Origin of the sequence: Rhizobium sp. PP-CC-3G-465, assembly GCF_004343445.1 — a bacterium.
GTDB lineage: Bacteria > Pseudomonadota > Alphaproteobacteria > Rhizobiales > Rhizobiaceae > Ferranicluibacter > Ferranicluibacter rubi.
Window position 1 is genome coordinate 193,453 of the sequence record NZ_SLYH01000005.1, and the last position, 17,036, is coordinate 210,488.

Sequence of the window (17,036 nt, forward strand, 5' to 3'; positions counted from 1 at the left end):
TCATGCCTCCCCGGCCGCGAAGTCCGCGAGAATGCCGGCATCTGCCGCCACATCGAGAAAGGAATAGCGGTTGCGCATCTCGCGGCTGTGGATCACGGCCTCGCGATAGCGGGCGACGGGAAGGCCGAGATCCTGCGATGTCATCGGGCCTCCGGCGTCCGACAGAAGCCTTTCCATCTCGGCCACGGGCAGCGCGAAGGCATTCAACTCGCCGCGCAGGGTCGGCCAGAGTTCGGCGAATGTTTCGTTGATCCGGGCCGCGCCGCGCTCGTCGAAGATCTTGCCCTTCAGCTCCTCGAAGCATTGTGCCGCGATATCCGGCCCCATGCGCCGCGCCATATCGGCCGGGTCGATCCGCGTCGGGCGGATGACCGGTGCGGTTTCGCTGTCGAGAAAATGCCGCTGCAGCCGCGCCATGGTCAGCGTCGCCACGCCGACCTGCTGGCCATGCAGCGTGCCGGGATGATCTTCACCGGCAAAGCAGTCGATGTAGTGGGAGATCTGATGCTCGCCCATCGAGCCGTGATTGGACATGCCGGTAAACGAGACGCCAAGGCCGCAGAGCGTCAGGACGCGGTGGAGATAGCCATTCGCCGCGATGTCGCCTGCGGCAATCCCTGCCGCGCGGGCGTTCAGCTCTTCCTCGTCCTTCTCCTGGATGATGTAGGGAACGGCGGAGTAGAGCGTGGACAGCAGCCTGTGCGACATCCACCAGTCGACCTGCGCGACGGAGCGCACGAGGCAATCGGCAAAGCCGGAGGCCGACAGGTGCCGCGGCGCGCGGGCGCTGACGCCGAGATCGACGAAGAAGCCGGCCGGCCCCTGCGAGGGCAGGGAGACCTTCAACCCGCTTTCGAGCGTAATGGATGCCGTGGTGGAGGTGTAGCCGTTCATCGAAGCTGCCGTGCCGAACACGGCATAGCGCTTTCCGGCCTTCGCCGTGACGAACTTGCAGAGATCGTTGATCGTGCCGGACCCGACCGCGATGACGGCATCCGCGCCATGCAGTTTCTGGCGCAGGTCTTCGGCATGTCCCATGTCCGCATGGGGATGGTCGAGCACAACGGTTTTGACCGGTCCGAGATCCCGCAAGGCGCTCGCCACGCGGGAACCCATCGCATCCCACGTATTCGTATCGGTCACCACCGTGAAGCGCTCGCCGAGCCCGAGACCCGCGACCAGATCCGCCTCCCTGCCGTCGAGGCTCTCGTCGATGACGATAGACTCATAGGGAACGCGGGCGAGCTTGCCCGTCTCGGGGTTCGTCCATTTGCCCTCGACGATATCGTCGATCAGTGCGGTCCAGTTCGGGCGCATGCTCTGCGCCGTGTCGGTCGTTCCAAATTCCATGACTGCCGAGGCCTCCTCGCCTTTCGATCAAATGACAACAGGTCATGGCATATGTCAATACATAAGACAGTGGAAGTTGACAAATGACAGGATCGGCGTCAGATAGCGTCATGGCCAAGGCAAAGACGTCAGACCGGATCGATGCGGAAAAGGGGGCACTCGTCCCTATGGAATTCGACGATTCCATCATGTGGGCAGCTTGGCTCTATTATGCCGACGAGATGACGCAGAGCGAGATCGCCAAGCGGCTGAACGTGTCCCGCGCGACGATCGTCAATTACCTGCAGGAAGCGCGCGAGCGCGGCATCGTCTCCGTCAACATCCATCCGAAGGCGGGCAGTCGCACGAGCATCGCCCGCGCGTTGATGGCGAAGTTCGATCTCGCGGGCGCCTTCGTCATTCCGGACGGCGACGAGCAGGCTCTGACGCAGCGGCTGGGCGATGCGGGCGCGCGTGTTCTGGCAGACCAAGTGGAGGACAACGACACGATCGGCGTTGCCTGGGGGCGCACAGTGCTGGCCGTGGCCGACCAGATCTCGCTGACGCGACCGGCCCGCAACGTGACGGTCGTGCAGGTTTCGGGCAGCTCCACCGGCGAGGCGGACTTTTCGCCGGAGCTGTGTACGTCGCTTTTGTCCAACCGCATCCACGCGCGATGCGTCAACCTGCTAGCGCCGGCCGTGTTGTCGACCAAGGCCCTGAAGGCGCTGCTTCTGGCCGAGCCCGTGCTGCGCAAGCAGATGGACCTCGTTCATTCCGCCAACCGCATCCTCTTCGGCGTCGGCGATATCGGGCCGAAGAGCACGGTGCGACAGGCTGGCATCGCCGAGCCGGAAGAGATCGACGATTACGTGGCGCGCGGCGCGACCGCCGTGATCATCGGCCGCTTCATCGACGCCCATGGCGGCGCCGTCGGCGGGCCGCATGACGAGCGCGTCGTCGGCATCACGCTGGACGAGTTGAAGAACGTTCCAAGCCGCATCTGCGTGGCGGGCGGCCCCACGAAAATCAGGGCGATCATCGCCACGCTCGAGGCAGGATATGTTACCCATTTCATTACCGACATGGCGACGGCGGAAGCTTTAATCGCCGCGCCGCAATGATGCCGGGAAGGTTGAACGTGTAAGTCGGAACTTATATAAGGGATGTGCGTAAGGCCGGTGGAGGAGCTCCGGTTTGCGCAGGTGCGCTCGATCCCGTCGAGCCCCGGCATCTCGCTGCACAGGGAGGAGCAGTGCATGCCTGATCGCGAGCGTTTCGTCATCGGAATCGATTCGTCCACGCAATCCGTCAAGGCCATCGCCTGGACGCAGGACGGGCGCTGCCATGCGGAGGGTCGCGCTCCGCTGACGATCAGCACGCCGGACTCCTTGCGTGCCGAACAGAATGCCGACGAATGGTGGACAGCAGCTTGCGCCGCCCTGCAGTCGCTGATGCGGCAGGTGGACCCTGCGCTGATCGACGGTATTGCCATTTCCAACCAGCGCGAGACGATGGTCCTCCTTGATGCCGACGATCGTCCTCTTGCGCCTGCGACCCTATGGCTCGACCGGCGTGCCCACGAACTCGTCTCCGTACTGGCGAACGAACTCGGCCCCGGCCGGCTTCATGCGATCTCCGGCAAGCCGATCGATGTCATTCCCTGCGTCTACCGGCTGCGTTACTTCCGCGAGCACGAGCCGAACCTTCTCGACAAGGCCGCCCGCATTCTCAGTGTCCATGATTTCCTGACGCTGAAACTGACGGGCAGCGCCTCGGCCAGCTGGACGAGCGCCGATCCATTCGGCATCCTCGACATCGAGAAAAAGACCTGGTCGCGCGAGATCCTCGATCACCTTGAAATTCCCTTGGAAAAGCTGCCGCCTCTCCACGCGCCGGGAACGGCGATCGGGCAGATCACCGCGTCGGCGGCCGCAGCCACCGGACTTCGGCCGGGAACGCCGGTCTTTGCCGGCGGTGGCGATGGCAACTGCGCGGGCCTCGGGGTCAACGCGATCAATGAGGGCGCCGTCTATCTCAATCTCGGCACGGCCGTTGTCGGCGGCTTGTGGTCGGCAACCCCCGAACTCAGCAATTACTGGCGCACGCTAGTGTCTCCGAGCGGGGAGGGCTATCTGCTGGAAAGCTGCCAGCGCGGCGGCGCCTATTTCTTCAACTGGCTGCTGGATGCCTTCGCCGGTGGGCGTGGCGATCCCGGCGTCTTCGAGCGGCTCGAATCCGAGGCGATCCGCCTTCCAGTCGGCTCGAACGGCGTCACCGTTTGCTCCTATCTCGTCGGCTGCATGGACCCGCACTGGGACGATACGGCACGTGCGACCTTCTCGGGCATGGGACCGGACACGGGGATCGGCCATCTCTACCGAGCTTCGATGGAGGCGATCACGCTCGAATTTGCGCGCTCGCTGGCAAAAATGCGGGAAAGTGGCGCGAAAGCCGACCGCCTGTTCGTCATAGGCGGCGGTGCCGAGAGCAGGCTCTGGCGCAAGATGGTGGCGGACGCCACGGGCCTCCCCGTCATCCGCAGCCTGTCCAACGAGGCCTCCGCCCTTGGCGCTGGCATGTCGGCGGCCGTCGGCGCCGGATGGTACGATGGCTTCAAGGCGACAGCCAACGCCATGACCCGCCTCGCCGAGGAAATCCCGCCCGACCCGACGGCCCGGCCTCTCTGGGACGATCTTTCGGAGCGACAGGGGCGGCTGTACCGGGCGACACGCCAGGAGACGGTGCCTGCTGCCGGTTTCGTGGACACGCCGCTCAGGCGTTTCCGATGAAACGGGAGAGACCGGACCAAGGCGCGCCTGAAATAGGCGCCGAGATTCGACCCGGCAACAATTAATTCATGATCCCGTCATCCGCTCAATGTGCGTCGAACGGAATATAATCCGTGTCATAGCCGAAATAGCGGGGACCGACGAGGGCGATGCCCGCGTCCGTCTTCCATTGCGGGTTGCAGGGGAAGGCGAGGGCGACGAGGCGCAGGCCGTAGCGCAGCGAGTCCGCCGTGACCGGATTGCCGCTTTCGGCTTCCAGCAGCGTGATGAGATCCGGCGTCGTGCAGACGATCTCGCCATTGCGCTCTGCCATCAGAAATTCGTTCTGGAAGTCGAGGCGGAACGTCTGGCCTTTCCAGTCCTCCACGCCATCGAACCGCGCCGTTCCCCGGGCAAAGCCGCCGATCGTGCGGCGGTCGATATCGGTCAGGCGACCGTGGAAGAGGACGGAAGCACCGAGCTTCGCCGCGATGGCGCGGACCGGGTCTCCGTTCGAAAGGCGGCTTTCCCGAAGTTCGAGGCCAAGATTGGCGCAGAGCGACAGCGTACCACGAACGACGCATGCCTTGGCCTGCTTGCCGCTCATCGGGTAGAACGCGAGCAGCGCCGAGCCGCCCATCTCAACGGTGGCGGCACGCGCCAGCCGTTCCGTCCAGGCATTGCTGACGGTTTCGAGCACCAGCGCGTTGCCCTTGTCGTCGCAGAGAACCATGGGTGTGGCGGAGATGCCGTGCAGGGTGAAGGTCACCATCTGCAGCTCCGGATAGGCCCGGCCCATGCCGTCGCCATCGACCAGCGGCAGGCCCGCGGCGGCCGCCACCACGAAGGGCGTCGTAGAATTCACGCCGCCCGCTTCGCCGCAGAGCACGGCATCGATCTTGCGGCCGAGGAGCTGTTCCAGCTTGCGGAAGGCGGTCAGAAGCTCGTCGCCCTGGGGTAGCTTCTCGGTCATCACGGTCGGCGCCCCCATCATGCAGACGGGAACGACGAGGGCGTCGTCGGCGAGCTCGCTGACGTCGATCAGTTCGACCGGACCGTGCTTGCGAATGGCTTCCTTCGCCATGAGCTTGCCGACATAGGGATCACCACCGCCGCCCGTGCCGAGAATGGCGCCGCCGATGGCGATATCATCGAGATCTTCGGCATAGATCGTTCTCAGGATGTTCATGCACGTCGCTCCCGACCTTGCGTGTTGCTGAAGGCCATCGGCTCGAAGGTGAGTTCCGGGTAGCCGAACGCCTTGGGACCGACGATCTCCAGCGCGCGCGGCGTTTTCATCAGGTCATGGACCGGCAGGCCGATCACTGCGATGCGCTGGCCGTAGCGCAGGATTTCGGTGGTCAGGGGCTCGCCGGTGTCGAGTTCCAGATTGATGATGAGGTCCGGCACCATGGCGACGGCGACGCCATCCACCCAGAGCACGAGGTTTTCGTTCTGGATCGCGATCCGCGCCTGCGACCCCGCCCATCCGCCGATACCCGACAGCAGAGCCTCGCCTCTCGCAAAGCCGCCGGTCAGTTCGCGGCGGATGTCGGTGATCTTGCCGGTAAAGAACAGCGTTGCGCCCGTCGCCTCGACCACGCGTTCCACGACGTTCTGACGCTTCAGGCGGGCATCGAGAATGGTGCGACCGATCTCCAGCGCCTGCGTGACTGTTCCGGGCACGGAGGTTTTCTTGACGAAATCCCCGCGCATCGGGGCGACCGCGAAGCCGGCCCCGGCGCCCATGGCAACGGAGGCGTCGCGTGCGAAGCGCTCCAGCCAGAACATGTCGACCATCTGCTTGAAGACCACGACATTGCCCTTGTCGTCGGCGATGGCCGCCGGTGACGCGGGTGCGCCATAGATCATGTAGGTGGTCATCTGCACTTCGGGGAACGCCCGGCCCATGCCGTCGCCATCGACGACGGGAAGCCCGGCCATGGCGGCGGCGATGATCGGCTCGATGGCGTTCGCACCGCCGATTTCGGCCGAGATCATCGCGGAGACGGTGACACCCGCCGCCTCTTCGACGGCGCGCACCGCGCGGTAGCATTCGCCGCCTTCCTCGATCTTCTCGACGCCGACGACCGGCGCGCCGATGCCGCCGCACTCCGCCACCCAGGCATCGTCAGGCAGCGCGTCCAGCGGCAGCACGCGGACCTTAGCGCCCTTGCGCATCAGCTCACGGGCACGCAGCATGCCGATATACGGATTGCCCCCGCCGCCGGTGCCGAGCAGGGCGGCCCCCATCGACAGCGGCACGAGGTCCTCTTCCTTGAGGAGATAGCCTTCAACCGGCATGGAGCTCTCCCACGGCCTTGACGCGGATACGGGTGGCGTTGCCCGGCAGATAGGCGAGCGGAACGTCCTCGACATCGACGATCTCGATGCTGTCGGGTGCGGCACCTGCGGCAATCGCCGCATCGATCGCCCGTTGCTTCGCGTCTTCGAGCGCCTTGTCGCGGCCGAGTTCGGCTAGCGCATAGACGCGGTCGATTTCGCCGGAGACCTGCGCGATGGCAGCACCGACGGCGTTCGCGACGCCGAAATGCGCGGGCTTGATAACCTCGAGGCCACTCAGCGGGCCATCGACCAGGATGGAGCCGCCGCCGACCACGATGACGGGCAGCGGATCGGGCGAGAGGCGGGATTTCTCGACGCAGTCTTCCAGCATTGCGTGGATCTTCGCCTGCACGCGATCGATGAGATCAGGGGAGAGGTGCGAGACCTTGGCGGCATCGCCGAGCGAGGCACGGCCCGCCGCCACGGCCACATCGGTGGTGGTGAGCGTTTGCCCGCCGAAGATCAGCGCCTCGGTCTTGATGCGGTAACCGACGGAAACCGGGCCGACCTTGATGCCGTTGTCCGTTTCCACGACATGCGACCCGCCGCCGAGGCCGATCGAAAACACGTCGGGCATGCGGAAATTGGTGCGCACACCGCCGACCTCGACGGCGATCGTCGCCTGACGGGGAAAGCCTTTGTGCAACGACCCGACATCTGAGGTCGTGCCGCCGATATCGACCACGATGGCGTCGCTGACGCCGGACAGGAACGCCGCGCCGCGCATGGAGTTCGTCGGTCCCGAAGCGAAAGTCAGGACCGGGAATTTCTCGGCGAAGCTCGCATCCATCAGCGTGCCGTCGTTCTGCGTCAGGAAGAATTTTCCGGTGATGCCGGCCTCGCGGATGGCGTTGCGGAAAGCCTCGATGACATGGGCGGAGAGGTCGCGCAGGCAGGCATTCATGATGGCCGCGTTCTCGCGCTCCAGAAGCCCGATGCGGCCGATATCGCTCGACATCGTGATGTGCACGCCGGGGATTTCCGCTTCGAAGATGGCGCCGGCGCGGCGCTCGAAATCGCTGGACACCGGCGAGAACACCGAGGTGATGGCGATGCTGCGGATGCCCTTGGCGGCGATGTCGCGGGCGATGCCCTTCAACTCGTCCTCGTCGAGCGGCGAGATGACGCGGCCGTCGAACTCGTTGCCGCCATGGGCGAGATAGGCGTGGTTGCCGATCGACTGCTTCAGATCCTCCGGCCAATCGACCATCGGCGGCAGCGAGGCCGTGGCGGGCAGGCCGAGGCGCACGGCCGCGGTCTGCGCAAGATCGCGGCGCTGGACGACGGCATTGGTGAAGTGGGTCGTGCCGATCATCACGAAATCGACGGCGGAGGCTTCCATTCCTGACGCCGCCAGCACGTCGCGCAGCGCGTTGACGACGCCGCTCATCACGTCGGCAGTCGTTGCGGATTTGACGCCGGCGATCACCTCCGTGCCGTTCATGACCACGGCGTCCGTATTGGTGCCGCCGACATCGATGCCTATCCTAATCATGGGCTTCAAACCTCACTGCTTTTCATGCCTGACGATCCGCCGCTTGCCGCAGCGCGATCAGTTGTTCGGGTGTGGGGAGTTCGCCGTCGATCAGGGGGATGACGGGCCGGAGCGCTGCTTCCTCCGCCGAGATGACGGGCACGGAGGCGATCAGCAGACGCGTATAGTCGTGGGACGGGTTTCCGAAGACGGTGTCCGACGTGCCGCTTTCGACGATGGCGCCGCGGTACAGCACGCTGACCTCGCGCGCGAAATTGCGCATGAGGCTCAGATCGTGGGAAATGAACAGATAGGTCAGGCCCATCTGCCGGCCGAGATCGGCGAGCAGGTCCATGACTTTCGCCTGCACCGAGACGTCGAGCGCCGAGGTCGGCTCGTCCAGCACCAAAAGCTTCGGCTCGACCGCGAGCGCCCGGGCGATGGCGACGCGCTGCTTCTGTCCGCCGGAGAGTTCGTGCGGATAGCGCTCGGCAAAGGCTGCGGGCAGTTGCACCATGTCGAGCAGCGTCGCGACGCGGGTACGGCGCGCGCCGCGCGGAAACCCATGCGCGTCCAGCGGGACAGTGATCGACTGGCCGACGGTGCGACGGGGATTAAGCGAGGAACCGGGGTTCTGGAACACCATCTGCACGCGGCGACCATGCGCCACACCGTCCGAACGGTCGTGAATGCTGCGCCCGTCGATCAGGATCTCGCCGCTGTCGGGCGTTTCCAGCCCCATGATCATGCGGGCGATTGTGGACTTGCCCGATCCGCTCTCGCCGGCAAGGCCATAGACGTCGCCGGGCGCAATCGCCATCGAGACGTTGTCGACCGCCTGCAGCGCACCGGTCTTGCGGCCGAAGGCGTTGCGGATCGGGAAGGCCTTGCAGAGGTTCTTCAGTTCCAGCATCGGTCCGCTCATGCCGCCACCCCGGCGGTTCCGAAGCGGCGTCCGCCGGTGAGGCGCGGGACGGCGTCGATCAGGCTGCGGGTGTAGTCATGCGCCGGTGCCTCGAAGATCGCCGCGGTTTCGCCCTTCTCGACGATGACGCCTTTCTGCATGACGTAGACGCTGTTGCAGGTCTCGCGCACGACGCCCAGATTGTGGGTGATCATCAGGAGCGCGAGGCCGCGCGCCTCGACCAGATCCTTGAGGAGCTTCAGGATCTGCGCCTGCGTGGTCACGTCCAGCGCCGTTCCCGGCTCGTCGGCGATCAAAAGGTCGGTCTCGCTGAGCAGCGCCATGGCGATCAGCACGCGCTGGCGCATGCCGCCGGAAAGCTCGATCGGATAGGCGCGTGCCACCCGCTCGGGATCGCGCATGCGCACCTGTGTCAGCGTGTCGTAGACCCTCTGCATCCGGTCTCTGGAAGAGCGGACGCGGCCGAGGCGCCTGTCGGCATATTTCAGGATCGTCGCCATCTGGTCGGCAATGGTGAAGACCGGATTGAGCGAACTCATCGGGTCCTGGAACACCATCGACATCGCCGTGCCGCGCAGCTTCAGGCGCTCCTTCTCCGGCATGGTCAGGAGATCTGCGCCGTCATAATAGATCGCGCCGGAGGTGATGCGGGCGGGCGGCTGGCGCAGCAGGCCCATGATGGCCTTCATCGTCACGGTCTTTCCCGATCCGCTTTCGCCGACCAGCGCCACTTGCGAGCGGGCGGGTACATCGAGGCTGACGCCGTGCAGCACGGGCACCGTCTGGCCGTAGGTGGTGAAGGAGACCGAAAGGTTCTCGACACGCAGGAGGGGGAAGCTCATCGGACCTCCTGCACATCGAAGAGGTCGCGCAAGCCATCGCCGAGCAGGTTGAAGCCGAGCGCGACGAACAGGATGGCGAGGCCGGGAAGCACCGATTCCCACCAGAAATCCGGCAGGAAGCCCGCGCCCTGCGCAACCATGGTGCCGAGATCGGGTGTAGGCGGCTGGATGCCGAGGCCGAGGAAGGAGAGCGAGGCGCCGACCAGAATGACGAAGCCGCAATCGAGCGAGGTCTTGACGGCAATGGCGGAAACGCAATTCGGCAGGATCTCGCGGAAGAGAATGTGGAACTTGCTGGCGCCGAGCGTTTCCGCAGCCTCGATGAATTCCTGCGTGCGGATCTGTTTGGTGATCGCGTAGATCAGCCGCGTGTGCCAGGTCCACCAGAGCGCGGCGATGGCGAGCAGGGAATTGACGAGATCGGGCGACAGCACAGCGGCGACGGCGAGCGCCATGACGAGCGGGGGAAGCGCGAGCGCGATGTCCGTCACGCGCATGATGACCGTCTCGACCCAGCCGCCGAAATAGCCGGCGAGAAGGCCGAGGACCGTGCCGATGGGGACGGCGGTGCCGAGCACGACGAAGGCGAGCAGCAGCGAGATGCGCATGCCGTAGATCGTGCGGGTAAAGATGTCGCGCCCGACATTGTCGGTACCGAACCAGAAGGTCAGCGATGGCGGCTGGTGGCGGGCCCGGAAGTTGACGACGGCGCCGACATGCTCCGGATAGGGCGTGATGAAGGGGGCGAACAGGGCTGCGAGAATGCAGACGAGGACGATGGCGGCGCCGATCACGGCCGTCGGATTGCGCGAGAAGCGATACCAGTTCTGGTAGGCATTTGAGAGGCGGCGCGCCTCCTGAGGGGCAATGGACGTTCCGGTCATCAGCGGCGCCCCCGGATGCGGATGCGCGGATCGACGATGCCGGTGAGAACGTCGATGACGAGGTTGGCGACCACGAAGAACACGCCGGAGACGATGACCACGCCCATGATGGCGTTGAGATCCTTCTGGAGGATGGTGCGCACCCCGTAGGCTGCCATGCCGGGCCAGGAGAAGACCAGTTCCACGACGAAGGCATTGCCGATCAGCGAGGCGAACTCGAGACCGAGAATAGTCAGCGGCGGCACGAAGCTCGGGCGCAGCATGTACTTGAAGACGCGCACACGCTCTGGGATACCGAAGGCGCGACCGGCCTCCGCATAATCTTGGCTGGAGACGTCGATCATCGACGAGCGGGTGATGCGGGCAATCTGCCCCATCGTGGCGGCGGCCAGCGCGATCGACGGCAGCAGCAGATAGCGCAGCGCTTCGAGGAACACGTCCAGACGGCCGTGCAACAGCGCATCGATGGTGATCAGGCCCGTCATATCGGCCGAGAAGGCCAGTCCCGGCGGCAGGCGGCCGGTGGTGGGCAGGATGTGCAGGACATAGCCGGCGAGAATCTGGAGAAGGAGGGCCAGAAAGAAGCTGGGCGTCACGGCGGAAAAGATCGCGATGATGCGCACCACATTATCCGGCCATCGGTCCTTGTATCGCGCTGCGGCGACGCCCAAGGGCACGCCGAGCACGAAGGCGATGGTGATGGTCGACAGAACGAGCTCGAAGGTTGCGGCAAAGGTCTGGCGGATATCGTTTGCCACCGGCTGCTCGGTCAGCAGCGACCGCCCGAGATCGCCGCGCGCGAGGCCTGCGACATAGATGCCGTATTGCTGGATGAGCGGCTGGTTGAACCCCAGTGTCTCGCGCAGTTGCTCGACCTGCTCGACGCTTGCCCGCGGTCCGAGCGCAAGCCGCACGGGGTCGCCCGGCATGGCGCGAGCGATGATGAAGATCACCACCGAGAGCCCGAAAAGGACCAGCAGCGACCATGCAATACGCCTGAGAAGGAAGAGCAGGAATTCCAAGAATCCAGCCTTTTCGAAGGGTTAAGCGACAGGAAGCGGAGAAGATGTCCCGGTCCGCCTTGGGAGGATATCGGACCGGGACGAGGGAAACGGCGAAGCGTGCCGTTGATTAGGACGGTCGCCGGTTTCTCTGATGAGCCGTTAGTTGCAGGTCCAGCTGTAGCGTGTGAAGTCGTAGTCGAAGGACTGCATGGGCACGGCCTTGAAGCCGGTCAGGCATTTGTCCATCGCGTGCTGGACGGTCTGCGTCATCAGGAAGACATCCGGCTGGATCTCGACCAGCTTGCGCTGGAGATCCTTGTAGATCACGGCCTGCTTCGCGACGTCGGCGGTCGATCTGGCCTCGTCGATCAGGGCGTCGATGGCCGGATCCTGCAGCCATTCAGCGGAGGCCCAGGTGCCTGCGGACTTCGAGTGATACTGGGTGAAGAACATCGAGTCGGGCGAGGGATAGGTCGGAGAGAAGAAGATCTGGTTGACGGCGGGCGTCGTTTCGACCTTGGTCGCGATCTCCGTGATCCGGTTCCATGGATCGGATTGCTGCGTCACCTTGAAGCCGAGCTGTTCGAGGTTCGACTGCATCAGCAGGCTGATCTCCTCCTCGAACTTGGTGCCGGCGACATAGCCGAGCGTGATCGGGATCTCGGAGCCGGCATATTTCGACTGGGCGATCTCGGCCTTGGCGGCTTCCAGATCGTATTTTGGTGCGGGCACGTCGGCGGCGTGGAACTCCGCGAAACCCGACGGCAGCGGGGTCGTCAGTTCGCCGCCGGGAAGAATGACCTCGCGGATCGTCTGGTAGTCGGTGGCGAGCGCGAGCGCGCGGCGGATGTGCACGTCGTCGGTCGGCGGCACCTTGGTGTTGAGCTTGAGGTAGAAGGCGGTGGTCGTCGGTTCGCTGACGACGGTGAAGCGGCCCATGTCGGCGAGCGCCTTGTAGGTCTCGGGCGACTGGTACTGGCTGGTCATGGTCAGCTCGCCGGAGGCCGCCAGCGACCGCACGGTCGCCTCGTCATTGGTGATGATCCAGCGCACTTCGTCGATCGCGCCTTTGCCGAAGCCCTTGTAGTAATTGGGGTCGCGCTCGATCGTCATCCGCGCGCCGCGGTCCCATTCCACCAGCTTGTAGGCACCGGCACCGGCAACGGTGCTGCCGAGATAGGCCTGCGCGTCATCGCTGCCCTTGTTGGCTTCCACCACGTCCGAATTGACGATGAAGACGGCGGGAACGGTGGTCAGGAATGGTGCAAAGGTCTTCGACAGCGTGAACTTGACCGTCTTCTCATCGACCGCGACGATCGAGCCGGGCTTCAGGACATCGGTGAAAAGGTTGGCCGGGCCCTGGTTGATGCGGAAGAGCCGCTCGAACGAGTAGACCACATCCTTCGCCTCGACCGGCGTGCCATCCGAGAACTTGGCGTCGGCCCGGATTTTGTAGGTGACCTCTTTCGCATCGTCCGACACGGTCCAGCTTTCCGCCAGCTCGGGGATGATCTTGCCGGTTGGGTCGACCGTGGTCAGGCTGTCATAGAGGTTCACCGCGGACATGTAGTCCGTGTAGTCCGAAATCTTGGCCGGATCGATCGTGCCGAAAATCTGGACGGTGTTCATAGTCACGACGGTCTTGGCCGCAGCCGATCCGGCATAGCCGGCAACCAGTGCAATGGCGGCGGTGGAGGCGAGGGTGCAAAGCGTGCGCATTGTTTCTCCCGTGTTGTCGAAGGTTCCCAGCGCGGCCGTTATCGACCGTCATCTCGTTGTTGGACGTGAGGATGCATCGCGAGACGATGCACCTCAAGCGCCACCACGTCTAGGTTTTTGCCTAAATGGTCTAGGTTCTGAGCGAGCTGTTTATGCGAGGCTAGCCGAGAAGGCCGAGCGCCCGCGCAGAGCTGATCGCTTCTTGGCGACTGCGGCAGCCGAGCTTGCGGTAGACATTGCCGAGGTGGAACTTCACGGTTGCTTCGCTCAGGCCCAGCGTGTTGGCCACGTCCTTGTTGGCGGCACCTTCGGAGATCATCAGCAGGATCTTGCTTTCGCGCCGCGACAGCGTGTTGGCCATCTTGGTGGACTGGTTGTCGAGGCGGCCGGAATCCCTCAGCTTGCGAAGGATCTGGCGGTTGCCCGTGACGGTGGACAGGAAGCCGCCGATGCGCTGGTTGTCGATCAGTTCCTGCAGGAAGACGCGCTCCTCGGCGAGCGGGGCGATGGTGCCGAGCCGTGCACAATCGCCGAAGGTCTTCTGGAGCACGGCGCGTGCCTGCGTCGCATTGCGCTGGCGCTTGGCGACATAGGCAAGCCAGATTTCGGCGCTCATCCGCTGGCGATCCGTCAGGTTCATGTTGCCAATGATGGTGGTGACGAGCTGGTCGAGGCCGGGCCGTTGCGGTGCCTCGTAGACGAGCTGGCGTAGCCAGATGAGCGCCAGCGCTAGTTCGTCGCGCTCCTGCACGCGCGCCAAAGGTTCACCGCCTGCCAGAACGAAGGCGCGATCGACCCGGCCTGATATCGCCACCAGCGTGTCGGCCGCTTCCTGCCAGCGGTTTGCGTTCTGAAGGACGGCCGCCTCGCGGATCGAGATCATCGCCTGGAACTGCCCGTTCGACGTCTGGTAGACGCGCCAGCGATCGAGAAAGCTCCGGGCGGCCATGGTGGAGAAGTGCTCACCCAGCGCCTGGCTGCCATAGTGGAGCGCGAATTCGAGAAGGCTCGGCCAGATTTCGCCATGGGCGAAACCATCGATCTCGAGATTGAGGAACCGCGCCAGCGGCTCGGCCCGCCCGGCTTCGTACTCGACGCACGCGTCCATCAGCACTTGCAGCCGCGCGTCGTTAGGGCTTTCGAACGGCAACTCCGCGATAAAAGCGGCCGATTGGGTCGCGTAACGGCGTGCGGCCAACGCATCGCCCATCATGAGCCGGATCAGCGTCTGGTGGAGACTGATGTAGAAGGCGAGGAGCGGCGCCTGTGCGGCGCGATAATGAAACATTGCACGCTGCGCCACCTCTTCGGCGGCGGCAAACTGCCGATTGCGGATGTAGAATTCGAGCACCGAGTTGTAGAAGCTGCCGCGCGAAAGGTGGTCTTCCACCGGAAACTCCGCGATCAGCGCATAGGCGCGCTCCAGCAGTTCCTCGGAGAAGAAATAGTCCTCGTAGAGCAGCATTACGAGCCGGAACGCCCGAAACTGGCGCGAAAAAACCGAGCGGCTGGAAAACACCTGCGTGTAATCGTTGGCGATGTCTCCGAAGCGGTCGATGAGCAGGCGGCGGGCACGCGCGATATCGCCGAGCTTCAGCGATTGCAACGCCTTGGCGAGAACGAGGACCTCGGTCTGGATGGAAAAGGTCAGCGGGAATCCGGCAAGGACGGTGTCGAAGGCTTGGGGCCCGAAATAGTAGAGAAAGAACGGCCCGCCAGCATCCTGGAAGATCCGCAGCGCATTGTCGAAGAGACCGGCCTTCTGGAAGGCACAGATCGCCTCGACCACGAGACCTTTCGCCCGGTAAGCCTCGGCAATGGCCTTGGCGCTTCCGGCGTTGCGCAGACGCCGCTCCATTACATGGTCGATCGCCTCGCGCAGGACGTCACGCACGCCTGCCACCACCAGCGTCGGCCGACCTGTGCCGTCAGGGCGCATCAGGAACGGCGCCGTGAGCGGCAGAGGAGATGTGGTGGGGAAGTGCGATTCGGAGAAGGACGGATGCCGTGTCGCAGCGCTCGTCCGACCGACCGTCTCGACCAGCATCAGCTGCAGGACGACGAGTTCCTCGTCCGGCATCGTCGCCAGCACCTCGGCGTCGAGAAATGCACGCAGGACATCTGGAGGACCTTCGAAAAGGCGGGTATTGAACACGGCCAGCGGCCATCCCCCGCTTTTCTCGGCCACATCTTCGCAAGCACTCCCGAACAGCCGTTCGAGCTCGCCGTGCGACATCATCAGGCCCTCGCTGCCGATCAGAGTTGCCTGTCCGTAGGCCAGTGCTCGCGCCTGGCCCGGCAGCACCGTGTCAGGACGTTTCGCGATGATCAGGCGATGATTACCGGAAACGCAGGACTCGGGAATGGCAAGAGGCGCCGTGTAGGGCGGTATGTCCCACAGGCGAAGAACCGTGTCCGTGGTGGAGCCGTCTGCCGGATAGGTTGGCGGCTGGGGCGAGCGAACGACGTCGGCTCCCATGCGTTGCGCAATCAATGCCAGGACAGACGACTTGCCCATGCCGGCGGGAGCATCCAGAATGACGATCGGCGTCCGGGCACCGAGGATGCCGGCGATCAGTTCGGGCCGGTCGATCAGAGCACCCATCTCAGTCCTCCGGAAGGGTTACGCTGCGCCTCGGTAGCAACGGCCGGGCTGTTCCGCCAGTCCCCAGCCGCGGGACGACGACCGCCGAATTGCGACTTACGAAATCCATGCCGCTGAAACCGGTTTCCGTATCGCCACCGCGTCGTTCAAGGTTTGAGCGGCTGTTGACTCACCTGCAGCCTCCTACTTCTGGAGAAGGCGCTCTGCCGTGAACTTGTCGGTGACGAGAATGTCGATGACGCCGACCTTCAACGCTCCGGCGATGGCGGCGGTTTTCTTCGCGCCGCCTGCCAGCGCGATCACGCGTTCGACACGGGCAAGGTCTTCGAGGGGAAGCCCGATGACGCGATCGTCGAGCGGCGTCTTCACCGGATGGCCGTCTTTGTCGAAGAAGCGGAGCGAAATATCGCCGACGGCGCCGGCATCTGCAAGATCGGCCAGTTCGCGGGCGGAGAAGATGTTGCCGGAGCGCGCAAGCAGTTCGGACGGTTCCACGGCGCCGATCCCGACGATGGCGAGCGTGATGCTTCCGAAGAGATCGACCGTTTCGCGCACGAAGGGGTCGGCCATCATCAGGAGCCGCGCCTCGCGCGACGAGGTGACCCCCTGCACGGGCAGCAATTTCGGCTCGGCGCCCGTGAGGCCGGCAAGCCGCGTCGTCAGCTGCGTCGCATGGGTCTGCACCGAGGGGTCGCCCATGCCGCCGAGCGTCTGCACCACGAACTTGGCGCGGGCGCTTTTCTGTGGATGGATGTTCTCCACCATCTTGAAGATCGTCTGGCTCCAGCTGGAGACGCCGATCGTCTCGCCAGGCGCCAGCGTAATCTCCAGGAGATGGGCCGCGGCCTCGCCGATCCGCGACATGATGGCACCATCACGATCCTCCGTGCATTCGACGACGACGGCTTCCGGCAGGTTGAAACGCTCGCGGAGCGCGCTTTCGAGATCGCCATAGGTGCCGACTGGCGGGATGACGCTGGTCCGCACGATGCCTTCGGTTTCCGCGCGCTTGAGCATGCGCGAGACGGTCGCTTGGCTCAGCCTCAGGTGCTCCGCGATCTCCGCCTGCCGGCGCCGCTCGATGTGATACATCTGGGCGACCCGCGAGATCAGGCGGAGTTCGTTGAGGCGTCCCAT

The 17,036-nt window shown here is 64.5% G+C and carries 13 protein-coding genes; 2 read left to right on the forward strand and 11 right to left on the reverse strand.

Going from position 1 to position 17,036, the window contains the following annotated elements; all coding sequences use genetic code 11:
• Positions 1 to 1,350: an iron-containing alcohol dehydrogenase gene (locus C8J33_RS18575; RefSeq protein ID WP_132665017.1), complete on the reverse strand. Its 1,350-nt coding sequence runs from the start codon at positions 1,348 to 1,350 to the stop codon at positions 1 to 3.
• A 110-nt stretch (positions 1,351 to 1,460) separates the two neighbouring features.
• Here C8J33_RS18575 and C8J33_RS18580 point away from each other — a divergent pair, with 110 nt between their 5' ends.
• Both C8J33_RS18580 and C8J33_RS18585 read left to right on the forward strand, forming a co-directional pair.
• On the forward strand, positions 1,461 to 2,453 hold the full coding sequence (locus C8J33_RS18580; protein WP_245420140.1) for a sugar-binding transcriptional regulator: 993 nt from the start codon (positions 1,461 to 1,463) through the stop codon (positions 2,451 to 2,453).
• 135 nt (positions 2,454 to 2,588) lie between these two features.
• On the forward strand, positions 2,589 to 4,121 hold the full coding sequence (locus C8J33_RS18585) for a xylulokinase (protein ID WP_110801609.1): 1,533 nt from the start codon (positions 2,589 to 2,591) through the stop codon (positions 4,119 to 4,121).
• An 85-nt stretch (positions 4,122 to 4,206) separates the two neighbouring features.
• Here the strand turns inward: C8J33_RS18585 and C8J33_RS18590 are convergent, their stop codons facing one another.
• From C8J33_RS18590 to C8J33_RS18635, 10 genes are all read right to left on the reverse strand, one after another.
• On the reverse strand, positions 4,207 to 5,289 hold the full coding sequence (locus C8J33_RS18590; protein ID WP_110801610.1) for a DUF917 domain-containing protein: 1,083 nt from the start codon (positions 5,287 to 5,289) through the stop codon (positions 4,207 to 4,209).
• The gene (locus tag C8J33_RS18595) at positions 5,286 to 6,404 is read right to left on the reverse strand and encodes a DUF917 domain-containing protein (RefSeq protein WP_110801611.1); all 1,119 of its coding nucleotides are present in this window, start codon (positions 6,402 to 6,404) and stop codon (positions 5,286 to 5,288) included. Before C8J33_RS18595 ends, C8J33_RS18590 begins: the two co-directional genes overlap by 4 nt.
• Complete coding sequence (locus tag C8J33_RS18600) at positions 6,394 to 7,941, reverse strand: hydantoinase/oxoprolinase N-terminal domain-containing protein (RefSeq protein WP_110801612.1); 1,548 nt, start codon at positions 7,939 to 7,941, stop codon at positions 6,394 to 6,396. The genes C8J33_RS18595 and C8J33_RS18600 overlap by 11 nt, the downstream gene beginning before the upstream one ends.
• A 22-nt stretch (positions 7,942 to 7,963) precedes the next feature.
• Positions 7,964 to 8,845 (reverse strand): ATP-binding cassette domain-containing protein, encoded by an 882-nt coding sequence (locus C8J33_RS18605; RefSeq protein WP_110801613.1) that lies wholly within the window; start codon positions 8,843 to 8,845, stop codon positions 7,964 to 7,966.
• On the reverse strand, positions 8,842 to 9,687 hold the full coding sequence (locus C8J33_RS18610) for an ABC transporter ATP-binding protein (RefSeq protein ID WP_132665018.1): 846 nt from the start codon (positions 9,685 to 9,687) through the stop codon (positions 8,842 to 8,844). The genes C8J33_RS18605 and C8J33_RS18610 overlap by 4 nt, the downstream gene beginning before the upstream one ends.
• Positions 9,684 to 10,571: an ABC transporter permease gene (locus C8J33_RS18615; protein WP_110801615.1), complete on the reverse strand. Its 888-nt coding sequence runs from the start codon at positions 10,569 to 10,571 to the stop codon at positions 9,684 to 9,686. Before C8J33_RS18615 ends, C8J33_RS18610 begins: the two co-directional genes overlap by 4 nt.
• Positions 10,571 to 11,593, reverse strand: coding sequence for an ABC transporter permease (locus C8J33_RS18620; RefSeq protein ID WP_110801616.1), 1,023 nt, complete (start codon positions 11,591 to 11,593; stop codon positions 10,571 to 10,573). Before C8J33_RS18620 ends, C8J33_RS18615 begins: the two co-directional genes overlap by 1 nt.
• 141 nt (positions 11,594 to 11,734) lie before the next feature.
• Positions 11,735 to 13,294, reverse strand: a complete 1,560-nt coding sequence (locus C8J33_RS18625) for an ABC transporter substrate-binding protein (RefSeq protein WP_110801617.1) — start codon at positions 13,292 to 13,294, stop codon at positions 11,735 to 11,737.
• A gap of 160 nt (positions 13,295 to 13,454) precedes the next feature.
• Positions 13,455 to 15,899 carry a helix-turn-helix transcriptional regulator gene (locus C8J33_RS18630; RefSeq protein WP_110801618.1) on the reverse strand — a complete coding sequence of 815 codons (2,445 nt, stop codon included), beginning with the start codon at positions 15,897 to 15,899 and terminating at the stop codon, positions 13,455 to 13,457.
• Positions 15,900 to 16,082: 183 nt separating this feature from the next.
• Positions 16,083 to 17,036: a sugar-binding transcriptional regulator gene (locus C8J33_RS18635; protein WP_110801619.1), complete on the reverse strand. Its 954-nt coding sequence runs from the start codon at positions 17,034 to 17,036 to the stop codon at positions 16,083 to 16,085.